Genomic DNA, 15,374 nt, shown 5'->3' on the forward strand with positions numbered 1-15,374 from the left:
GAGCCCCATGAACGACATGAGCAAGACGCCCGAGAAGCAGCTGCGCACCGGCGCGGAATACAAGGCCTCGTTGAAGGACGGCCGCAGGGTCTGGCTGGACGGCGAGCTGCTGGGCGACGTCTTCGAGGCGCCGCATCTTGCCGCGGGCATCGACACGCTGGCCGAGATGTTCGACGACCAGTTCGACGCCGCCCATGCCGAGGCGACGACCTATTACGAACCGAAGGTCGGCAAAATCGTCACCCGCTCGTGGCAGGCGCCGATGTCGCCCGAAGAGCTGGTCGAGCGGCGGATGATGATCGAATACACGGCGAAGAAGACCGCGGGCACCTATGGCCGCCCACCGGATCTGGGCCCGACCATCGCGATGGGGCTATGGGCCTTCCTGCCGACCTTCAAGTCCCGCGTCTCGGCCTTCGACGGCTGCCAGCCCGATTTCGCCGAGAACATCGAGCGGTACATGGAATACGGGCGACTGAACAACATCACCTGCGCCGAAAGCCTGACCGGGCCGCAGAACGACCGCTCGCAGCCGCTGGCGCAGGCGGCCTCGCTTCTGCGGGTGAAGAAGGTGTCGAAGGACGGCGTCTGGATCTCTGGCGCGAAATCCGTGGGCTCGATCGCGGCGCAGACCAACGAGCTGTTCTTCACCAATCTCGCCTACGAGGGCACGCCGCCGGAAAGCTGCATCTGGGGATCGGTCCCGATGGCGACCGACGGGCTTAAGCTGGTCAGTCGCGAATGCCTGTCGAACCCGGGCGCGGACCCGTTCGACCACCCGCTGAACCACAAGGGAGAAGAGGCCGACCAGCTTTGCATCTTCGACAACGTCTTCGTGCCGAAGGAGCGGATCTTCAACCTTGGCGATCCGCAGCTGGTCACGATGTACGGCAAGACCTGCAACTGGGCGCATTGGCACATCCTGACCCGGCTGATGGTCAAGGCGCAGCTGTTCGTGGGCACGGCGCAGCTGGTGCTTGACGTGCTGGGCACCGGGAAGATCCAGCCGGTTCAGTCGCTGGTGGCCGATATCATCCAGTATGCCCAGACTCTGCGCGCCTTCGTGCTGGCGGCCGAGGCGCAGGCCCGCCCGACCGAGAACGGGGTGATGGCGCCCGACATCCCGCTGCTGACCGCGGGCCGGATGTATTCGATCCAGCACTATCCCAACATCATCCACACGCTGCAGGAGCTGTGCGGGCAGGGGCTGGTGATGCGTTTCGGCAAGAAGGCCTTCGGCAATCCCGACATCGGCCACCACCTGGCGGAACTTCTGCCCGGCCATGGCGTCACCGGGATGGAGAAGGAGCGGGTGATGAACTTCGTCTGGGACCTGACGACCTCGTCCCATGCCGGCCGTGTGGCGTTGTTCGAGAATGTGAACGCAGGTGCCGCGCCCAGCCTGCGGCTGCGGCTGTTCAACGAATACGAGCGCGCCGACCATGTGCGTCTGGCCCGCGATCTGGCGGGGATCTGAGGCCGTGGAGCAGGACGCGCTGATCGCGGCCTTCTACCGGGCCTACAACGCGGGCGATGCCGGGGCAGCGGTGGCGCTGTATGCCGGGGACGGCACGCATGTCGAGGCGGCATCGGGCAAGGCGCGCAGCGGGCCCGAGGCCCTGCGCGCGGGGCTCGAGGGGTTCCTGGCGATGTTCAGGGACCTGCGGTTCGAGACCGAGCGCCCGGTCCGCGCCGGGTCGCAGGTCGTCGTGACCTACCTGATGACCGGAACGCTGGTCCGCGATCTGGGGCCGCTGAAGGCTGCAGGCCGCCGCGTGGCGCTGCGTGGCGTGCATCTCTTCGAGATCGAGGCCGGCCGCATCCGGCGCAGCACCGACTTCTGGGACTTCGACGAGCTTCGCGCGCAGGTGGCGGCATGATCCGGTGCCTGCGTCCGATCGCGCGCACGCTTGGCTTTGCCGGATTGCTCGGGGCACCCGCGTTGTCGCTGGCGGGGCCCGTGGCGGCCCCGGTCACCATCGCCCAACCCGCGGGCGTGGCCTGTGAGGTGACGCTGGCCCATTGGTACGTGCTGCGCTTTGCCGCCGAGGACGGGCAGGTCGCGCTGCCGCTGCGCTTCGATGCGGCGACTCAGACGGTCTCGATCCTGAACACGCGCGGGGTCGAGATGGCGGTCGAGGGGTTGCTCTGCGGGCCCGAGCCGCGGCTGCACGCCGAAGGACGGCGTCTCGATTTTCGCGCGCTGGCGATGCGCGCGGCGGCGGGGTGACCGCCCGGGACGGTTCCGCCCGGCGCTACACCCGTGGTCGAGACTGTGCCTGGGTCGTGCCGGATAAGGAGTCCGTGGTCGCGAGGGCCGATGGGGCAGGAAAGCCGCCTTGGAAGACGGCGCGTCACGGCTGTTCACGGTGGACACGATCCTCGTCGAGCCAGGGCTCTCTTTCCTGAGGCTCTGGATCATGCCGCCCGCGCGCTCTCTGGGCGACGTCATCCGCGACGGGCAGATGCACCTGGGACAGGCTTGGTGGATCTCGACCCTGCCCGAGCTGATCGTCCTGCCGATTGCCGTCGCCCTTCACTTCCTGTCGGACGGCATCCGCCAGGTGCTTGCCCCCCGCTCCCGCAAGTGATCCCGGACAGAGCCCCCTGCCATGACCTTCTTTCGGCCCGTCGATGACGCCCTGCTGCAGGTGCCCAACCTGCGGACCCGCTTCGCCACCGACACCGGCACCGTGCAGGCTGTCGGTGACGCCGCGTGCTGCCTTCGCCGGGCCGAGACGCTGGGCATCGTCGGCCAGAGCGGCTGCGGCAAGAGCACGCTCGCGCGGCGGCTGCTGGGGCTCGACCCCGCGACGTCTGGCGACGTCTTCGTCGAGGGGATGGCGCAGATGATCTTCCAGGACCCGGTTGCCTCGTTCAATCCTGAGATGACTGTCGACCGCATCCTGTCCGAGCCGCTCGAGGTGCGCGGGCGCGGCACCCGGGCCGAGCGGGTCGGGAGGGTGGGCCGGCTGCTGGCTCAGGTCGGGCTCGATCCGTTCTATGTCGGGCGCTGCCCGGGTCAGCTTTCGGGCGGGCAGCGCCAGCGCGTGGCCATCGAGCGCGCTGGCACTGGAACCGGTGGTCGTCGTCGCGGATGAGCCGACCTCGGCGCTGGACATCTCGGCGCGCGCGCAGATCGTAAACCTGACGGTGGACCTGAAGTGTGACCTCGGCGTCCGCTTCGTCTTCATCTCGCACGACCCGCTGACGGTCAGCTACATCTCGGACCGGATCAAGGTCATGCACCCGGGCGAGATCGTCGAATGCGGCCCTGCCGACGAGATCCTCCGCGACCGGGCGCATTCCTACACCCAGGCGCTGATCGCCGCGGCCCCGGTGCCCGATCCGATGATCGAGGATGCGCGTGTCGCGACGCCGCTGCAGGGTGAACTGCCAAGCCCGCTCGACCTGCCGGCGGGCTGCGCCTTGAGCTCGCGCTGCCTTAGGGCCACCGCGCTCTGCCGCGAGCGCAAGCCCGTGCTCGCCGCCCATTCGAAGACCCGCGAGGCCGACTGCCGCCAGGTCGACAGAACGATTCACCCGGTTTGGCGTCCATGGCGGCGAGGTCTTCTTCGGCGTCGTCGGCGTGGCGCAGCCCTATTTCCCGCTTTACACCGACGAGCTTGGCGCCTCGACTGCGTTGATCGGGCAGATGGTCACGCTGAAGGCGGCGCTGCCGCTGGTCATCGCGATGCCGCTCGGCCAGAGGATCGACGCCATCGGGCCGATGCGGATGCTGCAGGCCGGATCGCTGTTCCTCATGGCCACAATCGGGCTCACGGTCTTCTTTGCCGCGACCCCGCTTCAGGCCATGTCGCAGGCGCTGATGGGGGCGGCGATCATCATCATGGCCTCGTCCTTCCAAGTCCTCGTCTCCGAGGGTGCGGGGCCCAAGCGCAACGAGGCGATCACGCGCTGCGCGATGTGGATGTCGGGGGGCAGCACGATCGGGCGGCTGATTGGCGGCGCCATCGTCTGGCTTGCGCGGTGTTCAGGGCACCGCATCGCCTTCGTCAGCCCGGCGGTCTTCGGACGTATGGGCCACAGCCTCGGGTTGGGCGCGGCCTTCCTTGGCGTGGGCGCGGTGCTTCGCGCGGCGATGGGCGGCGTCGCCGTCTATGTCCGTCGACGCGGCTGAGGTCCCCGACATTCATCCGAAAGTATGAGGTGGTGCTGCGCTACCGCGGCTACCGGCCGGCGAGGCCGCCACAGCCGTGGGCGGCCATCGCCCGGAAACGGGACGAAAATCCGCCGCGACCCGCGCGGATCGGCGGGGAGCAAAGATCTGACATTTCCGGTGGGACGCGCCGTCATGTCGGCAGCCGCGGCACGGGGCGCGCGTTGACACGAATCATAGTCATAACGTATTTTGAAATAGCATTACGAATATCGTAACGCAAGGGAGGAGATACCATGAACATTCGTTGCGGCGTCTTCGCCGCGATGGCTCTGTTGTTGCCAGCAGCGGGCCAAGCGCAGGACTATTCCTTCAAATTCGGCCATGCGGCCGCCTCGACCCACCTGTTCCAGGGCGGCCTCCAGCTTTTCGCGGACAAGGTCGCGGCGAAGACCGGAGGCAAGGTGAAGATCGAGGTCTACGGCGACCGCCAGCTCGGTGACGACAAGCAGCTTCTGGAGGGGGTGCAGCTTGGAACCATCGACGGCGCGCTGGTCTCGGTGCCGACGATCCCGCTGACGCTGGACGCGCCGGCGTTCGACGCGCTGCAACTGCCGTTCCTCGTCGACAGCTACGACACCATGGCCAAGGTCCTGGCCTCGGACGTCGGGCAGGAGATGCTGGATACTCTGGCCACCAGCGACATCAAGGGGCTCGGCTACATCGAGGCCGGGCAGCGCCACTTCCTGACCCGCGGCAAGCCCGTCGCCTCGGTCGCGGACTTCGCCGGGCTGAAGACGCGGATCGTGCCCACGCCGCTGCACAAGGCGACATGGGAGGCCGTTGGCACCCAACCGATCGGCATGGCCTTCGGAGAGGTCTATTCCGCGCTCGAGACCGGGACCATCGACGCGGTCGAAATGAACCTGTCCTCGATCAAGGCCGAAAGCCTCTATCAGGCGGCCAAGAGCGTGACGCTCACCGGCCATTACTTCTGGCCTGGCGTCCTGATGATGAGCGAGAGCGTCTTCGACGGTCTGCCCGCCGACATCCAGACCGCCCTGACCGAGTCCGGCCACGAAGTCATCGCCGAGCAATACGCGATGGCCAAGGCCGACGAGGACGGCGTGCGCGCGTTCCTCGAAGAGAACGGCGTCACGATCACCGAAATCAAGGACCCGGATGCCATGCGCGCGAAGATGCAGCCGGTCCTCGACGCCTGGATCGGCAAGGACCCCCTGATCGGCAAGTTCGCAGAGGCGGTCCACGCCCAGAGCACGAACTGAGCCAAGCCCGGCCCGGTGCCCGCGTCGCGCGCGGGCCCGGCAACTGATCCAAATCGATGGAGGAGCCGTTGTCCGGCATCCGCACCTTCCACGGGACCGCGATCCGCGCGGTCACGGTGGCCATGCTCGTCATCCTGCTGGCGCTGATGATCGTCCAGGTCGTTCTGCGCTACGTCTTCGGCACCTCGCTGATCTGGGCCGAAGAGGTCTGCCGCTACCTGCTGATCTGGGGCAGTTTCCTGGCCGCGATCCTTGCCTACGAACGCGGCGAGATCGTCGCCGTCACCATGCTGCGCGACGCCGTCTCGCGCCGGGTGGCGCTGGCGATGGCCATCGCGGGCTCGCTGGCCTCCTGTGCGCTGCTGTGCACGTTGGTGCTCTACGGGGTGAAATACGCGCTCAAGACCGGGCGCCAGCCAATCCCGGCACTGCGCTTCCTGCTGGGCGACCTCTTCGGCACGGCGATGCCGATCCCGTCGATGTTCTGGGTCTATCTCGCGCTGCCGCTGGGGCTGGGCCTGCTGGCGCTGCGCATCGGCGTGGATCTCGTCCGGCAGCTCGGGCTGTGGCGCAGCGGGCAGGGACTGCCCGCGCCGCAGGGCCCCGATGCCGATGCCGTGCGGGGGGGTGAGCTGTGATCCTGATCCTTGCCACCTTCACCTTCGCGCTGGCGCTGGGGATTCCGGTCGCGATCAGCCTCGGGCTGTCGTCGATCAGCTACCTGCTGGCACATGGCCATCTGCACCTGCTGCTGGCGATGCCGCAGCGGATGATCGCGGGGATCGACAGCTTCGTGCTGCTGACCATCCCGCTGTTCATCCTCGCCGGCAACCTGATGAATGCGGCCAATCTCACCCAGCAGATCGTCCGCTTCGCGCAGATGCTGGTCGGCCGGCTGCGTGGCGGGCTTGCCGTGGTCAACGTGATCTCGAGCCTGCTTTTTGCCGGTGTCTCGGGTGCCGCGACGGCCGAGGCCTCGGCGATCGGCAGCGTGATGGTGCCGGCGATGGTGCGCGACGGCTACCGGCCTGCCTATGCGGCAGCGCTGACCGCCGTCGGCTCGCTGCTGGGACCGATGATCCCGCCCTCGCTCAGCCTCGTGCTCTATGGCGCGCTGACGGGCACCTCGATCGGGGACCTGTTCCTGGCCGGGATCGGCCCGGCCTTCGCGCTGGCGGGGCTGCTCACGCTCTATGTGCTGTGGCGCGCGCGGGCCGAGAACCACCCCGCCGCGCCCCTTCTGCCGCGCCACGAGCGGCGGGCCGCCACCGTGGGCGCGATCCCGGCGATGCTGTTGCCGGTGATCATCGTCGGCGGCATCCGCGGCGGGATCTTCACGCCGACCGAGGCCGCGGCGGTCGCCTGCGTCTATGCGCTGCTGATCGGCGGGCTGCTCTACCGCAGCCTGTCGCTGCGCGAGATCGAGCGCAGCTTCTTCGAGACCGCGACGATGTCGGCCGGGATCATGCTGGTGATCGCCATGGCCAGCGTCACCGCCTTCGTGATGGGAATCGAGAACATCCCCCAGAAAGTCGCCGCGGCGATGCTGTCGGTCAGCGAGACCCCGGCAGTGCTGATCCTGATGCTGAACCTGCTGCTGCTGGTGCTGGGCCTGTTCCTCGAACCGATGGCGGCGATGATCCTGATCATGCCGATCCTTGCGCAGGTCACACCGCTGATGGGGCTCGACCCGGTGCAGATGGGCATCATGATCGTGCTGAACCTGATGATCGGCATGGTGACCCCGCCGGTGGGGCTGGTGCTGTTCATCGTCGGAGCCATCGCCCGCGTCAGCCTTGAAGAGGTCACCCGCGCCGCGCTGCCGCTGATCGGGCTGGCGGTGCTGGTCCTGTTCCTGACGGTCGCGGCGCCGCCGCTGACCCTGTTCCTTCCCAGCCTTCTGAAGTGAGGTCCGCATGAGCTTCGAATTCGACAAGTCGGGCAACCAGTCCACGCAGATGGCCTTCCGGGTCATAGAGCTGATGGTCGAGATCGGCCGCCCGGTCGCGCTGGCGGACCTGTCGCGCCAGCTTGATATCCAGAAGGTGCGCGTGCACCGCTTCCTGCGCACGCTCCTGCAGCTCGGCTACGTGCTGCAGGACCTGGAGACCGACCGCTACCGGCTGTCCTACAAGCTCTATCACCTCGGGCAGTCGCTGGCCGACGGCACCGACCTTCTGCGCGACGCCCGCCCGCTGATGGTCGAGCTGAGCGAGGCCACCGGCTTCACCGTCTCGCTGTCGCAGATGGAGCCTACAGGGATGCGGATTCTCGACATGGTGCGCTCGTCGCAGCCGGTCGAGATCGTGACCCGGCCCGGCGCGCTTCTGGACTTCCACGCCTCGGCGCAGGGCAAGGTCGCGATGGCCTTCGGCGGGGCGCGTCTGGCCGAAGGCGCGCTGCGCGCCTGGACCGATGAAACGCCGCTTGACCCCGGCCGATTCGCCGCCGAGGTCGCCGAGGTCCACGCCCGTGGCTGGGCCGAGGCCCCGAACCAGACCCTGCCCGGGGTCACCGCGATCTCTGCCCCCGTCTTCGACATGACCGGCCGCATGGCCGCGACCCTGACCATCGCCGGACCCACGGCCTCGATCGGTGCCCCGGCGAAAGAGCCCTTCGTCACCGCGCTGCGCGACGTCACGCGCAGGCTGTCCATCCAACTCGGCAACACGGATCCCAAGTGATGACCAGATATTCCCTCGCCATCGACATCGGCGGCACCTTCACCGACGCGGTCCTTCTGGCCGACGACGGGCGGACTTTCGTAGACAAGACCCTGACCACCCACGGCAACCTGCTCGACGGCTTCTTCCGCGGCGTGGGGCTGGTGATGGATCGCGCCGGCATCGGCCCGGTCGACGTGAACGACGTGCTGGTCCATGCCACCACCGTCGTCACCAACGCCCTGATCGAGCGCAAGGGCCCGCCGGTGGGCCTGATCCTGACCAAGGGCTTCTCGGACATCCTCTATATCCGGGACGAGCACCGCTATGACATGTACGATCCGCAGATCGAATTCGCCGAGCCGCTGATCCCGCGCGAGCGCACCTGGGTCGTGGACGAGCGCGTGCTGGCCGACGGCACCGTCAGCCGCATCCCGGCCGAGGCGGAGATCGCCGCCATCGCCCGCACCTGCCGCGACCGCGGCATCCAGTCGGTGGCAGTAAGCCTGCTGAACGCGTATCGCAACGGCGAGAACGAGGCCCGCATCGCCGAGGTCTTCGCCCGCGAGGCGCCCGAGATCTTCGTCTCGCTCTCTTCCGAGATCGCGCCGCAGATGCGCGAATACCTGCGCACCTCTACCGTGGCGATCAATGCGTACACGGTGCCGATCACCCGACCCTATCTGGACGCGCTGATCGCCGAGCTCGATCGCCGCGGCTTTGCCCAGCAGCCGCTGATCATGCTGTCGAACGGCGGCGTGATCGGCGCGGGCAAGGCCGGCACCCTGCCGGTCCGGATGATCGAAAGCGGCCCGGCCGCGGGGGCGCTGGTCGCCTGCTACTTCTCGCGCATGTTCGACATGCCCGACCTGATCTCGTTCGACATGGGCGGCACCACCGCCAAGGCCTGCCTGATCCAGAACCATGAACCGCTGGTCACCGGCACCTTCGAGGTCGACCGCCGCTATCGCTTCAAGCCCGGATCGGGGATGCCGATCACCGTGCCCTCGATCGACATGATCGAGATCGGGGCAGGGGGTGGTTCGATCGCCTGGGTCGACGAGCTTGGCCTCTTGCGCACCGGGCCGGAAAGCGCAGGCTCGATCCCCGGCCCGGTCTGCTATGGCCGCGGCGGCACCGAGCCCTGCGTGACCGATGCCGACGTGGTGCTGGGCATTCTCGACCCCGATCGCTTCCTGGGCGGCGACATGAAGCTGGATGCCGAGGGCGCGCGGGCGGCGGTCGGCGCGCTTGGCGCGCGGATCGGCCTGACCCCCGAAGAGACCGCCTGGGGCATCTACGAGGTGGTCTGCGAGCAGATGGCGGGCGCAGCGCGCACCCATGCCACCGACCGCGGAGTCGATTACCGCGGCCTGCCGATGCTGGCCTTCGGCGGCGCGGGCCCGGTGCATGCCTGTCTGGTGGCCGACCTGATCGAGAGCCGGCAGGTGATCTACCCGCCGCTGGCTTCGGTGCTGTCGGCCTTCGGCACGCTGGTGACGCCCGCGCAGATCGACCTCGTGCGCAGCCAGCTGGCGCCGCTGGCCGCGCTGGACCCTGCCGCCGTCGCGGCGCTGGTCGGCCAGATGGGCGAGGAAGGCGCGGCGGCGCTTGGCGAGGCGGGCCTTGCCCCCGCCGACATCGGCTTCGTCTTCGGCGCCGACCTGCGCTATCAGGGCCAGCAGTCCGAGCTGCGCATCGAGCTGCCCTTCGACCCGCGCGCGGCCCTCGACCCCGAGGCGATGCGCCGGATCTTCGAGACCGAATATGTCGCGCAATACGGGCTGAAGCTCGACGACATGGGGATCGAGGTGGTGAACTGGCACGTCACCGCCCGCGGCCGCCTGCCCGAGCGCAGCGCCGCCACCGCCGCCCGCGGCGGCAGCGCGCCGCTTCCGCGCAGCCGCACCGTGCATTTCCGCGGCAGGCCTATGGAGACCGCCGTCTATGCCCGGGCCGAGCTGGTCGAGGGCGCGGCGATCACCGGTCCGGTGATCGTCGAGGAACGCGAGACCACTATCTTCGTCCTGCCCGGCTGGACGGTCCGCCTGCACCCCAATGGCAGCCTCGTTGCCGACAAGATGATGGAGCACTGAACATGGATGGCGTCGAACTGCAGATCCTGTGGTCGAACATGATCGGGATCGTCTCGGAACAGGCGCGCTCGCTGCAGCGCATCGCCTTTTCGCCGATCGTGCGCGAGGCCGGCGACCTTGCCAATGGCATCTTCGATGCCCGGGCGCGGATGGTCGCGCAGGCGGTGACCGGGACGCCGGGGCACATCAACTCGCTGGCCGCGGCGGCGCGCAACCTGCTGGGCCATGTTGACGTGGCCGCGCTGAAGCCCGGCGACGTGCTGATCACCAACGATCCGTGGATGTCGGCCGGGCATTTCTTCGACATCACCGTGCTGTCGCCGATCTTCCGCGGCGAGCGGCTGATCGGCTACGCCGGCTCGACCATCCATCACACCGACATCGGCGGCTACGGCATCGGCTCGGGCGCGCGGGACATCCACGAGGAAGGCCTCTGGATCCCGGTGCTGAAGCTTTACGAAGCCGGCGTGCCGAACGCGACGCTCTTCTCGATGATCACCCGCAACGTGCGCACCCCCGATGCGCTGCTGGGCGATCTGGGGGCCCAGGTCTCGTCGGGGATGATCGCCTCGCAGCGGCTGAACGCGCTGTGCGACCGCTACGGGCTCGAGGACATTGAGGCGCTGTCGGACGAGATCATCGATCGCTCCGAGGCCGCGACCCGCGCCGCGATCCGCGCCCTGCCCGGTGGCACTTTCCACGGCAGCTCGACCTTCGACGTGCCGGGGGGCGAGCGGGTGACGCTGAAGACCGCCGTCACCATCGATGCCGAGGCCGGCGAGATCGTTGTCGATTTCGAGGGCTCGTCGGGGCGCAGCGGCAAGGGGATCAACGTGGTGCCGGCTTATGCCCAGGCCTATGCGACCTTCGCCATCCGCTCGACCCTGAACCCGGACCTGCCGAACAACGCGGGTTCGCTGGCGCCGATCCGGCTGAAGCTGCCGGAAAACTGCATCGTCAACGCCACCTACCCCTCGCCGGTGAACGCGCGCCACGTCGTGGGCATGTATGTGCCCTTCCCGATCCTGAACGCGCTGGCGCAGGTGGTGCCCGACAAGGTGGTGGCCGAAGGCTCGGGCGCGGTCTGGACCGTGCAGATCCAGGGCCGCGACCGCGAGGGGCGGGCCTTCACCTCGTCGATGTTCAACTACTCGGGCGGGATGGGCGCGCGGGCGGGCAAGCCCGGCATCTCGGCGGTCTGCTACCCCACAGGCGTGTCGGCGGTACCGGTCGAGGTGCTCGAGGCCGCCTATCCGATCGAGTTCACCTGCAAGGAACTGGAACGCGGCTCTGGTGGGGCCGGGTTGCAGCCGGGCGGTGACGGCCAGCGCATAGGGTTCCGGATGCGCACGGGGTCGTCCTGGCTGCTGAACACGGTGCCCAGCCGGCTGATGGACGCGCCGCAGGGCCTGGACGGTGGCGCGCCGGGCCGCGCCGGGCAGTTCCTGGTGAACGGCAAGCCGGTGATGCTGTCGGGCAAGACCGACATGCAGGCCGCGGACGAGGTCACCATGGTCACCCCGGGCGGCGGTGGCTTCGGCGCCTTCAAGGTCGCCAAGAGCGCCTGAGCAAATGGCGGCCGAAACCAGTGATGGCGGGGCGCGTGGGGATTATGCCCGCCGCCCCGGACGACAAGCGAAAATGGGAGGATGACAGATGACGGACCTGCAACCGTTCCGCATGCCGGTGAAATGGGAAGAGCTGCCGCGCTTTCCGGTGCGCGACCACATCGCCCGCGCGGGCTTCCGCGGCGAGGATGTGCTGCTGGTGATGAACTGGCTGGAAAAGGGCATGACGCTTGGCATGCACAAGCACCCGTTCGAACAGATCGCCGTCGTGCTGACCGGGCGCATGCGCTGGACCGTGGGCGACGAGACCTTCGAGGTCGGTGCGGGCGAGGTGCTGCGCGTGCCCCCCGACGTGATGCACGGAGGGATCCCGATCTCGGACGAGGTGGTCATGAACCTCGATATCTTCTGCCCGATCAGGAAGGACTATCTCGACATCGTCGCGCATCAGTCCGCTGACTTCCCGGCGGAGGGATGAGATGGCGGGCGCAGAGGTTCTGGCGGGGTTCCGCCCCGCGCTGGGCGCTGGCGGGCTGCATCTGTCCACCTTCGTCCAGATCCCCGATCCGAACCTGATCGAGACGCTGGCGCGCAGTCCGCTCGACTCGCTGCTGCTCGACATGCAGCACGGCATGCAGGACGAGGCGAGCGTGCAGGCCTCGGTCGCGGCGGCGGCGATGATCGGCAAGCCGGTTCTGGTCAGGGTGCCGGTCGATGCCGGGGGCCTGACCTCGCGCATGCTCGACTTCGGGGCGGCGGGCGTGGTCTGCCCGATGGTCAACTCGGTCGGGGACGCGCGGCGGCTGGTCGACTACGTCAAGTTCCCGCCGACCGGACGGCGCAGCTGGGGGCCGCGCCGGGCGATCCCCTTCTCGGGGCTGTCGGCGGCCGACTACCTGCGGCAGGCGGACGGGCTGACGCTAGCGCTGGCGATGATCGAGACGCGCGAGGCGCTGGCCGCGCTCGATGACATCCTCGCGGTGCCGGGGATCGATGGCATCTTCGTCGGACCGATGGACCTGTCTGTCTCGCTGTCGGCGGGGGCCACCTTCGACAGCCCCGATGCAGCTGCGGCCATCGCTGCGGCGGGGGCGCGTGCGCGTGCGGCGGGCAAGGTCGCGGGCATCTTCGCCCTGACCCCGCAACTGGCGCTCGACTATCATCGGCAGGGTTATGGCTTCGTCGCCCTGATGCAGGACGCGATGTTCCTGTCGCAGGCGGCAACGGCAGCCTGCACGGCCGTGCGCGGGGCCGTGGCATGAGCCGCCCGGTGATCCTGACCGCCTGCATCAACGGCGGCCGGCCGGATGCCGCGGCACTCAACCCCGGCCTGCCGGTCACGCCCGAGGCGATCGCCGCGGCAGTGGCCGAGGCCGCGGGCGCGGGGGCGGCCATCGCGCATCTGCATGCCCGAGATCCCGCGACGGGGCTGCCGTCGAACGACGGGGCGCTTTGGGCGCGGGTGGTCGCGGCGATCCGCGATCGACTCGCGGCCGAGGGACGGCAGATCCTGCTCAATCTCAGTGCCTCGATGGACGGGCTCTTGCTGCTGGACGGCGAGGGCACGCGGATCCTGCCCGGCTCGACCCTGAAGCCGCCCGCCGGGCGCGCGGCGCATGTGCTGGCAGCCCGGCCCGAGATCGGCACGCTCGACTGCGGGACCTTCGCACTGGGCGAGGCGGTGCATGTCGCGCGGCTGCCGGACCTGCGCGCGATGGCCGGGCTCTACCGGGCGGCGGGCGTGCTGGCCGAAGTCGAATGCTTCGACTTCGGCCATCTCGAGACCGCGCGCACGCTTGCGGCCGAGGGCGCGCTGGGACCGCGGCCCTTCCTGCAGATCTGCTTGGGCACCGGCTATGGCGGCGCCCCGGCGACACCCACGGCGCTGGCCGCGATGCGCGACCGCCTGCCCGGGGACGCGGCCTGGGCCGCCTTCGCCGCTGGCCCCGCCAACCGCTGGGTGATTACCGAGACGGTCGCCGCGGGCGGCCATGTCCGTGCCGGGCTCGAGGATACGCTGCTGGACGAAACCGGCGCGCCGCAGACCAATGCCGCGCTGCTGGCAGAAGCCGCGGCGCTGATTGCCCGCGCCGGCGGCCGCTGCGCCACCCCGGCCGAGGCGCGCAGCGCCCTGGGGTTGTGACCGCGGTCCTGGCCCCCGCGATCGGCGCCGCGGGTCGGGTGCAGCTGCGCGCCGACTGCAACCGGCACCGGGGACCGTCAGTCGCCGGCCGGCAGCAGGTCCAGCTGCGCGCGCAGCTCGGTCTTCAGCACCTTGCCGTAGCTGTTCTTCGGAAGCTCGGCCACGAAGGCGTAGCGCCGCGGCTTCTTGAACGAGGCGATCTGCGCCCGGCACCAGCCGTCGAGCAGCCCCGCATCGCAGGCCGCCCCTGCCTCGGGAACCACGAAGGCCACGACCTCTTCCCCCCATTCTGCATTCGGAGCCCCGACGACCGAGACTTCCGAGACGCCGGGATGGGTCAGCAGCACCTCTTCGACTTCGCGCGGATAGATGTTGGTGCCGCCCGAGATGATCACGTCCTTCGAGCGGTCGGTGAGCGTCAGGAACCCGTCCTCGTCCACCCGGCCCAGATCGCCCGTGCATAGCCAGCCGTCGCGGATCGCCTCGGCGGTGGCCTTCGGGTTGCGCCAGTAGCCCTGCATCACCGTCGGGCTGCGCAGCACGATCTCGCCGGTCTCGCCCGCCGGCAGCGTCTCCATGTCCGGCCCGACCACGCGCAGCTCGACGCAGGCCTGTGCCTGCCCGACCGAGGCGCGCCGCGCTCGCCACCCTGGATGCCCCTGATCCGCGACCAGCGCCCGGGTCAGCACCGTGATCGTCATCGGCGTCTCGCCCTGGCCGTAGATCTGCACGAAGCGCGGCCCGAAGACGGCCAGCGCCCGTTCCAGATCGGCGAGGTACATCGGCCCGCCGCCATAGATCACTGTCTTGATGCCCTGTCCGTCGAAACCCGAGACGGCAGCGGCATCGACCATCCGCTTGATCATCGTCGGCGCGGCAAAGAACACCAGCCCGCCAAGACCCTGCGCGAGGCGTTCGATCTCGTCGGGCGCGAAGCCCTTGCTGTCCGGAACGACGTGGCACGAGCCGCCGCGCAGGGCCGGGAAACCGTAGAGCCCGGCGCCATGCGAAATCGGCGCGGCGTAAAGCACGTTATCCTGTGGCCCCGGCGCATCGACGTCGATGGCGTAGCAGTAGGACATCATCATCAGGTTGCGATGGCTCAGCATCACGCCCTTCGGCCGCCCGGTGGTGCCCGAGGTGTAGAAAAGCCATGCCAGATCGTCCGCGCCGCGCGCCGCGGGCGGCTGCGGCGGCGCAGCCCGCGGAGCGGCGAGGGCGATCGCGGCCTCGGCGCAGCCCTGCGGCAGGGCCGCCATCAGGTCTGGCGCGGCGAAGGTTCTGCCGCCGCCGGTCAGCACCAGCCGCGCCCCGGCATCCTCAAGGATCCACGCCGCCTCGCGCGGGTGCAGCTTGGCATTGATCGGCACCACCACCGCGCCCAGCCACAGCACCCCGTAAAGCGCGACCAGATAGTCGGTGGAATTCGGCGCGAAGAGCGCGACACGATCGCCCGGAGCGATGCCATGCACCCGCCCCAGCGTCTTGGCCAGCCCCG

The 15,374-nt window shown here is 69.0% G+C and carries 16 protein-coding genes and 1 pseudogene; 16 read left to right on the top strand and 1 reads right to left on the bottom strand.

All coding sequences use genetic code 11. From position 1 onward, the window contains the following. The first annotated feature begins 7 nt into the window (after positions 1 to 7). From V8J36_RS16985 to V8J36_RS17055, 16 genes and pseudogenes are all read left to right on the top strand, one after another. Complete coding sequence (locus V8J36_RS16985; RefSeq protein ID WP_336468511.1) at positions 8 to 1,477, top strand: 4-hydroxyphenylacetate 3-hydroxylase N-terminal domain-containing protein; 1,470 nt, start codon at positions 8 to 10, stop codon at positions 1,475 to 1,477. A gap of 4 nt (positions 1,478 to 1,481) precedes the next feature. Then, the gene (locus V8J36_RS16990; RefSeq protein ID WP_336468512.1) at positions 1,482 to 1,880 is read left to right on the top strand and encodes a nuclear transport factor 2 family protein; all 399 of its coding nucleotides are present in this window, start codon (positions 1,482 to 1,484) and stop codon (positions 1,878 to 1,880) included. Further along, positions 1,877 to 2,230 carry a hypothetical protein gene (locus V8J36_RS16995; protein ID WP_336468513.1) on the top strand — a complete coding sequence of 118 codons (354 nt, stop codon included), beginning with the start codon at positions 1,877 to 1,879 and terminating at the stop codon, positions 2,228 to 2,230. Before V8J36_RS16990 ends, V8J36_RS16995 begins: the two co-directional genes overlap by 4 nt. A 109-nt stretch (positions 2,231 to 2,339) precedes the next feature. After that, complete coding sequence (locus tag V8J36_RS17000) at positions 2,340 to 2,591, top strand: hypothetical protein (RefSeq protein ID WP_336468514.1); 252 nt, start codon at positions 2,340 to 2,342, stop codon at positions 2,589 to 2,591. Positions 2,592 to 2,612: 21 nt separating this feature from the next. Beyond that, positions 2,613 to 3,101, top strand: a complete 489-nt coding sequence (locus V8J36_RS17005) for an ATP-binding cassette domain-containing protein (protein ID WP_336468515.1) — start codon at positions 2,613 to 2,615, stop codon at positions 3,099 to 3,101. A 142-nt stretch (positions 3,102 to 3,243) separates the two neighbouring features. Beyond that, a pseudogene (locus V8J36_RS22890) lies at positions 3,244 to 3,507 on the top strand (oligopeptide/dipeptide ABC transporter ATP-binding protein); the annotation flags it as partial. Between the two features lie 82 nt (positions 3,508 to 3,589). Next, positions 3,590 to 4,141, top strand: coding sequence for an MFS transporter (locus V8J36_RS17010; protein ID WP_336468516.1), 552 nt, complete (start codon positions 3,590 to 3,592; stop codon positions 4,139 to 4,141). Between the two features lie 275 nt (positions 4,142 to 4,416). Continuing rightward, entirely contained in the window at positions 4,417 to 5,406 is a 990-nt protein-coding gene (locus V8J36_RS17015; RefSeq protein ID WP_336468517.1) for a TRAP transporter substrate-binding protein, read from the top strand. 68 nt (positions 5,407 to 5,474) lie between these two features. Continuing rightward, positions 5,475 to 6,044 carry a TRAP transporter small permease gene (locus V8J36_RS17020; RefSeq protein WP_336468518.1) on the top strand — a complete coding sequence of 190 codons (570 nt, stop codon included), beginning with the start codon at positions 5,475 to 5,477 and terminating at the stop codon, positions 6,042 to 6,044. Beyond that, positions 6,041 to 7,315 (top strand): TRAP transporter large permease, encoded by a 1,275-nt coding sequence (locus tag V8J36_RS17025; RefSeq protein WP_336468519.1) that lies wholly within the window; start codon positions 6,041 to 6,043, stop codon positions 7,313 to 7,315. Before V8J36_RS17020 ends, V8J36_RS17025 begins: the two co-directional genes overlap by 4 nt. 7 nt (positions 7,316 to 7,322) lie before the next feature. Further along, entirely contained in the window at positions 7,323 to 8,090 is a 768-nt protein-coding gene (locus tag V8J36_RS17030) for an IclR family transcriptional regulator (RefSeq protein WP_336468520.1), read from the top strand. Next, on the top strand, positions 8,090 to 10,165 hold the full coding sequence (locus V8J36_RS17035) for a hydantoinase/oxoprolinase family protein (protein ID WP_336468521.1): 2,076 nt from the start codon (positions 8,090 to 8,092) through the stop codon (positions 10,163 to 10,165). Before V8J36_RS17030 ends, V8J36_RS17035 begins: the two co-directional genes overlap by 1 nt. A gap of 2 nt (positions 10,166 to 10,167) precedes the next feature. Further along, on the top strand, positions 10,168 to 11,733 hold the full coding sequence (locus V8J36_RS17040) for a hydantoinase B/oxoprolinase family protein (protein WP_336468522.1): 1,566 nt from the start codon (positions 10,168 to 10,170) through the stop codon (positions 11,731 to 11,733). Positions 11,734 to 11,821: 88 nt separating this feature from the next. Then, positions 11,822 to 12,211 carry a cupin domain-containing protein gene (locus tag V8J36_RS17045; protein WP_336468523.1) on the top strand — a complete coding sequence of 130 codons (390 nt, stop codon included), beginning with the start codon at positions 11,822 to 11,824 and terminating at the stop codon, positions 12,209 to 12,211. Between the two features lies 1 nt (position 12,212). After that, entirely contained in the window at positions 12,213 to 12,995 is a 783-nt protein-coding gene (locus V8J36_RS17050; RefSeq protein WP_336468524.1) for an HpcH/HpaI aldolase family protein, read from the top strand. Further along, positions 12,992 to 13,876 (top strand): 3-keto-5-aminohexanoate cleavage protein, encoded by an 885-nt coding sequence (locus V8J36_RS17055; protein WP_336468525.1) that lies wholly within the window; start codon positions 12,992 to 12,994, stop codon positions 13,874 to 13,876. The genes V8J36_RS17050 and V8J36_RS17055 overlap by 4 nt, the downstream gene beginning before the upstream one ends. Positions 13,877 to 13,953: 77 nt before the next feature. Here V8J36_RS17055 and V8J36_RS17060 read toward each other — a convergent pair. Next, a partial coding sequence (locus V8J36_RS17060; protein WP_336468526.1) for a class I adenylate-forming enzyme family protein occupies positions 13,954 to 15,374 on the bottom strand: 1,421 nt, incomplete at its 5' end.

This window comes from Frigidibacter sp. MR17.14 (assembly GCF_037095735.1).
GTDB lineage: Bacteria > Pseudomonadota > Alphaproteobacteria > Rhodobacterales > Rhodobacteraceae > Frigidibacter.

What these genes read in the sequence shown, in the direction of transcription:
- V8J36_RS16985 (WP_336468511.1), top strand. Translation starts at nt 8, where the DNA reads ATGAACGACATGAGCAAGACGCCCGAGAAGCAGCTGCGCACCGGCGCG.
- V8J36_RS16995 (WP_336468513.1), top strand. Translation starts at nt 1,877, where the DNA reads ATGATCCGGTGCCTGCGTCCGATCGCGCGCACGCTTGGCTTTGCCGGA.
- V8J36_RS17005 (WP_336468515.1), top strand. Translation starts at nt 2,613, where the DNA reads ATGACCTTCTTTCGGCCCGTCGATGACGCCCTGCTGCAGGTGCCCAAC.
- V8J36_RS17015 (WP_336468517.1), top strand. Translation starts at nt 4,417, where the DNA reads ATGAACATTCGTTGCGGCGTCTTCGCCGCGATGGCTCTGTTGTTGCCA.
- V8J36_RS17030 (WP_336468520.1), top strand. Translation starts at nt 7,323, where the DNA reads ATGAGCTTCGAATTCGACAAGTCGGGCAACCAGTCCACGCAGATGGCC.
- V8J36_RS17035 (WP_336468521.1), top strand. Translation starts at nt 8,090, where the DNA reads ATGACCAGATATTCCCTCGCCATCGACATCGGCGGCACCTTCACCGAC.
- V8J36_RS17040 (WP_336468522.1), top strand. Translation starts at nt 10,168, where the DNA reads ATGGATGGCGTCGAACTGCAGATCCTGTGGTCGAACATGATCGGGATC.
- V8J36_RS17045 (WP_336468523.1), top strand. Translation starts at nt 11,822, where the DNA reads ATGACGGACCTGCAACCGTTCCGCATGCCGGTGAAATGGGAAGAGCTG.
- V8J36_RS17050 (WP_336468524.1), top strand. Translation starts at nt 12,213, where the DNA reads ATGGCGGGCGCAGAGGTTCTGGCGGGGTTCCGCCCCGCGCTGGGCGCT.
- V8J36_RS17055 (WP_336468525.1), top strand. Translation starts at nt 12,992, where the DNA reads ATGAGCCGCCCGGTGATCCTGACCGCCTGCATCAACGGCGGCCGGCCG.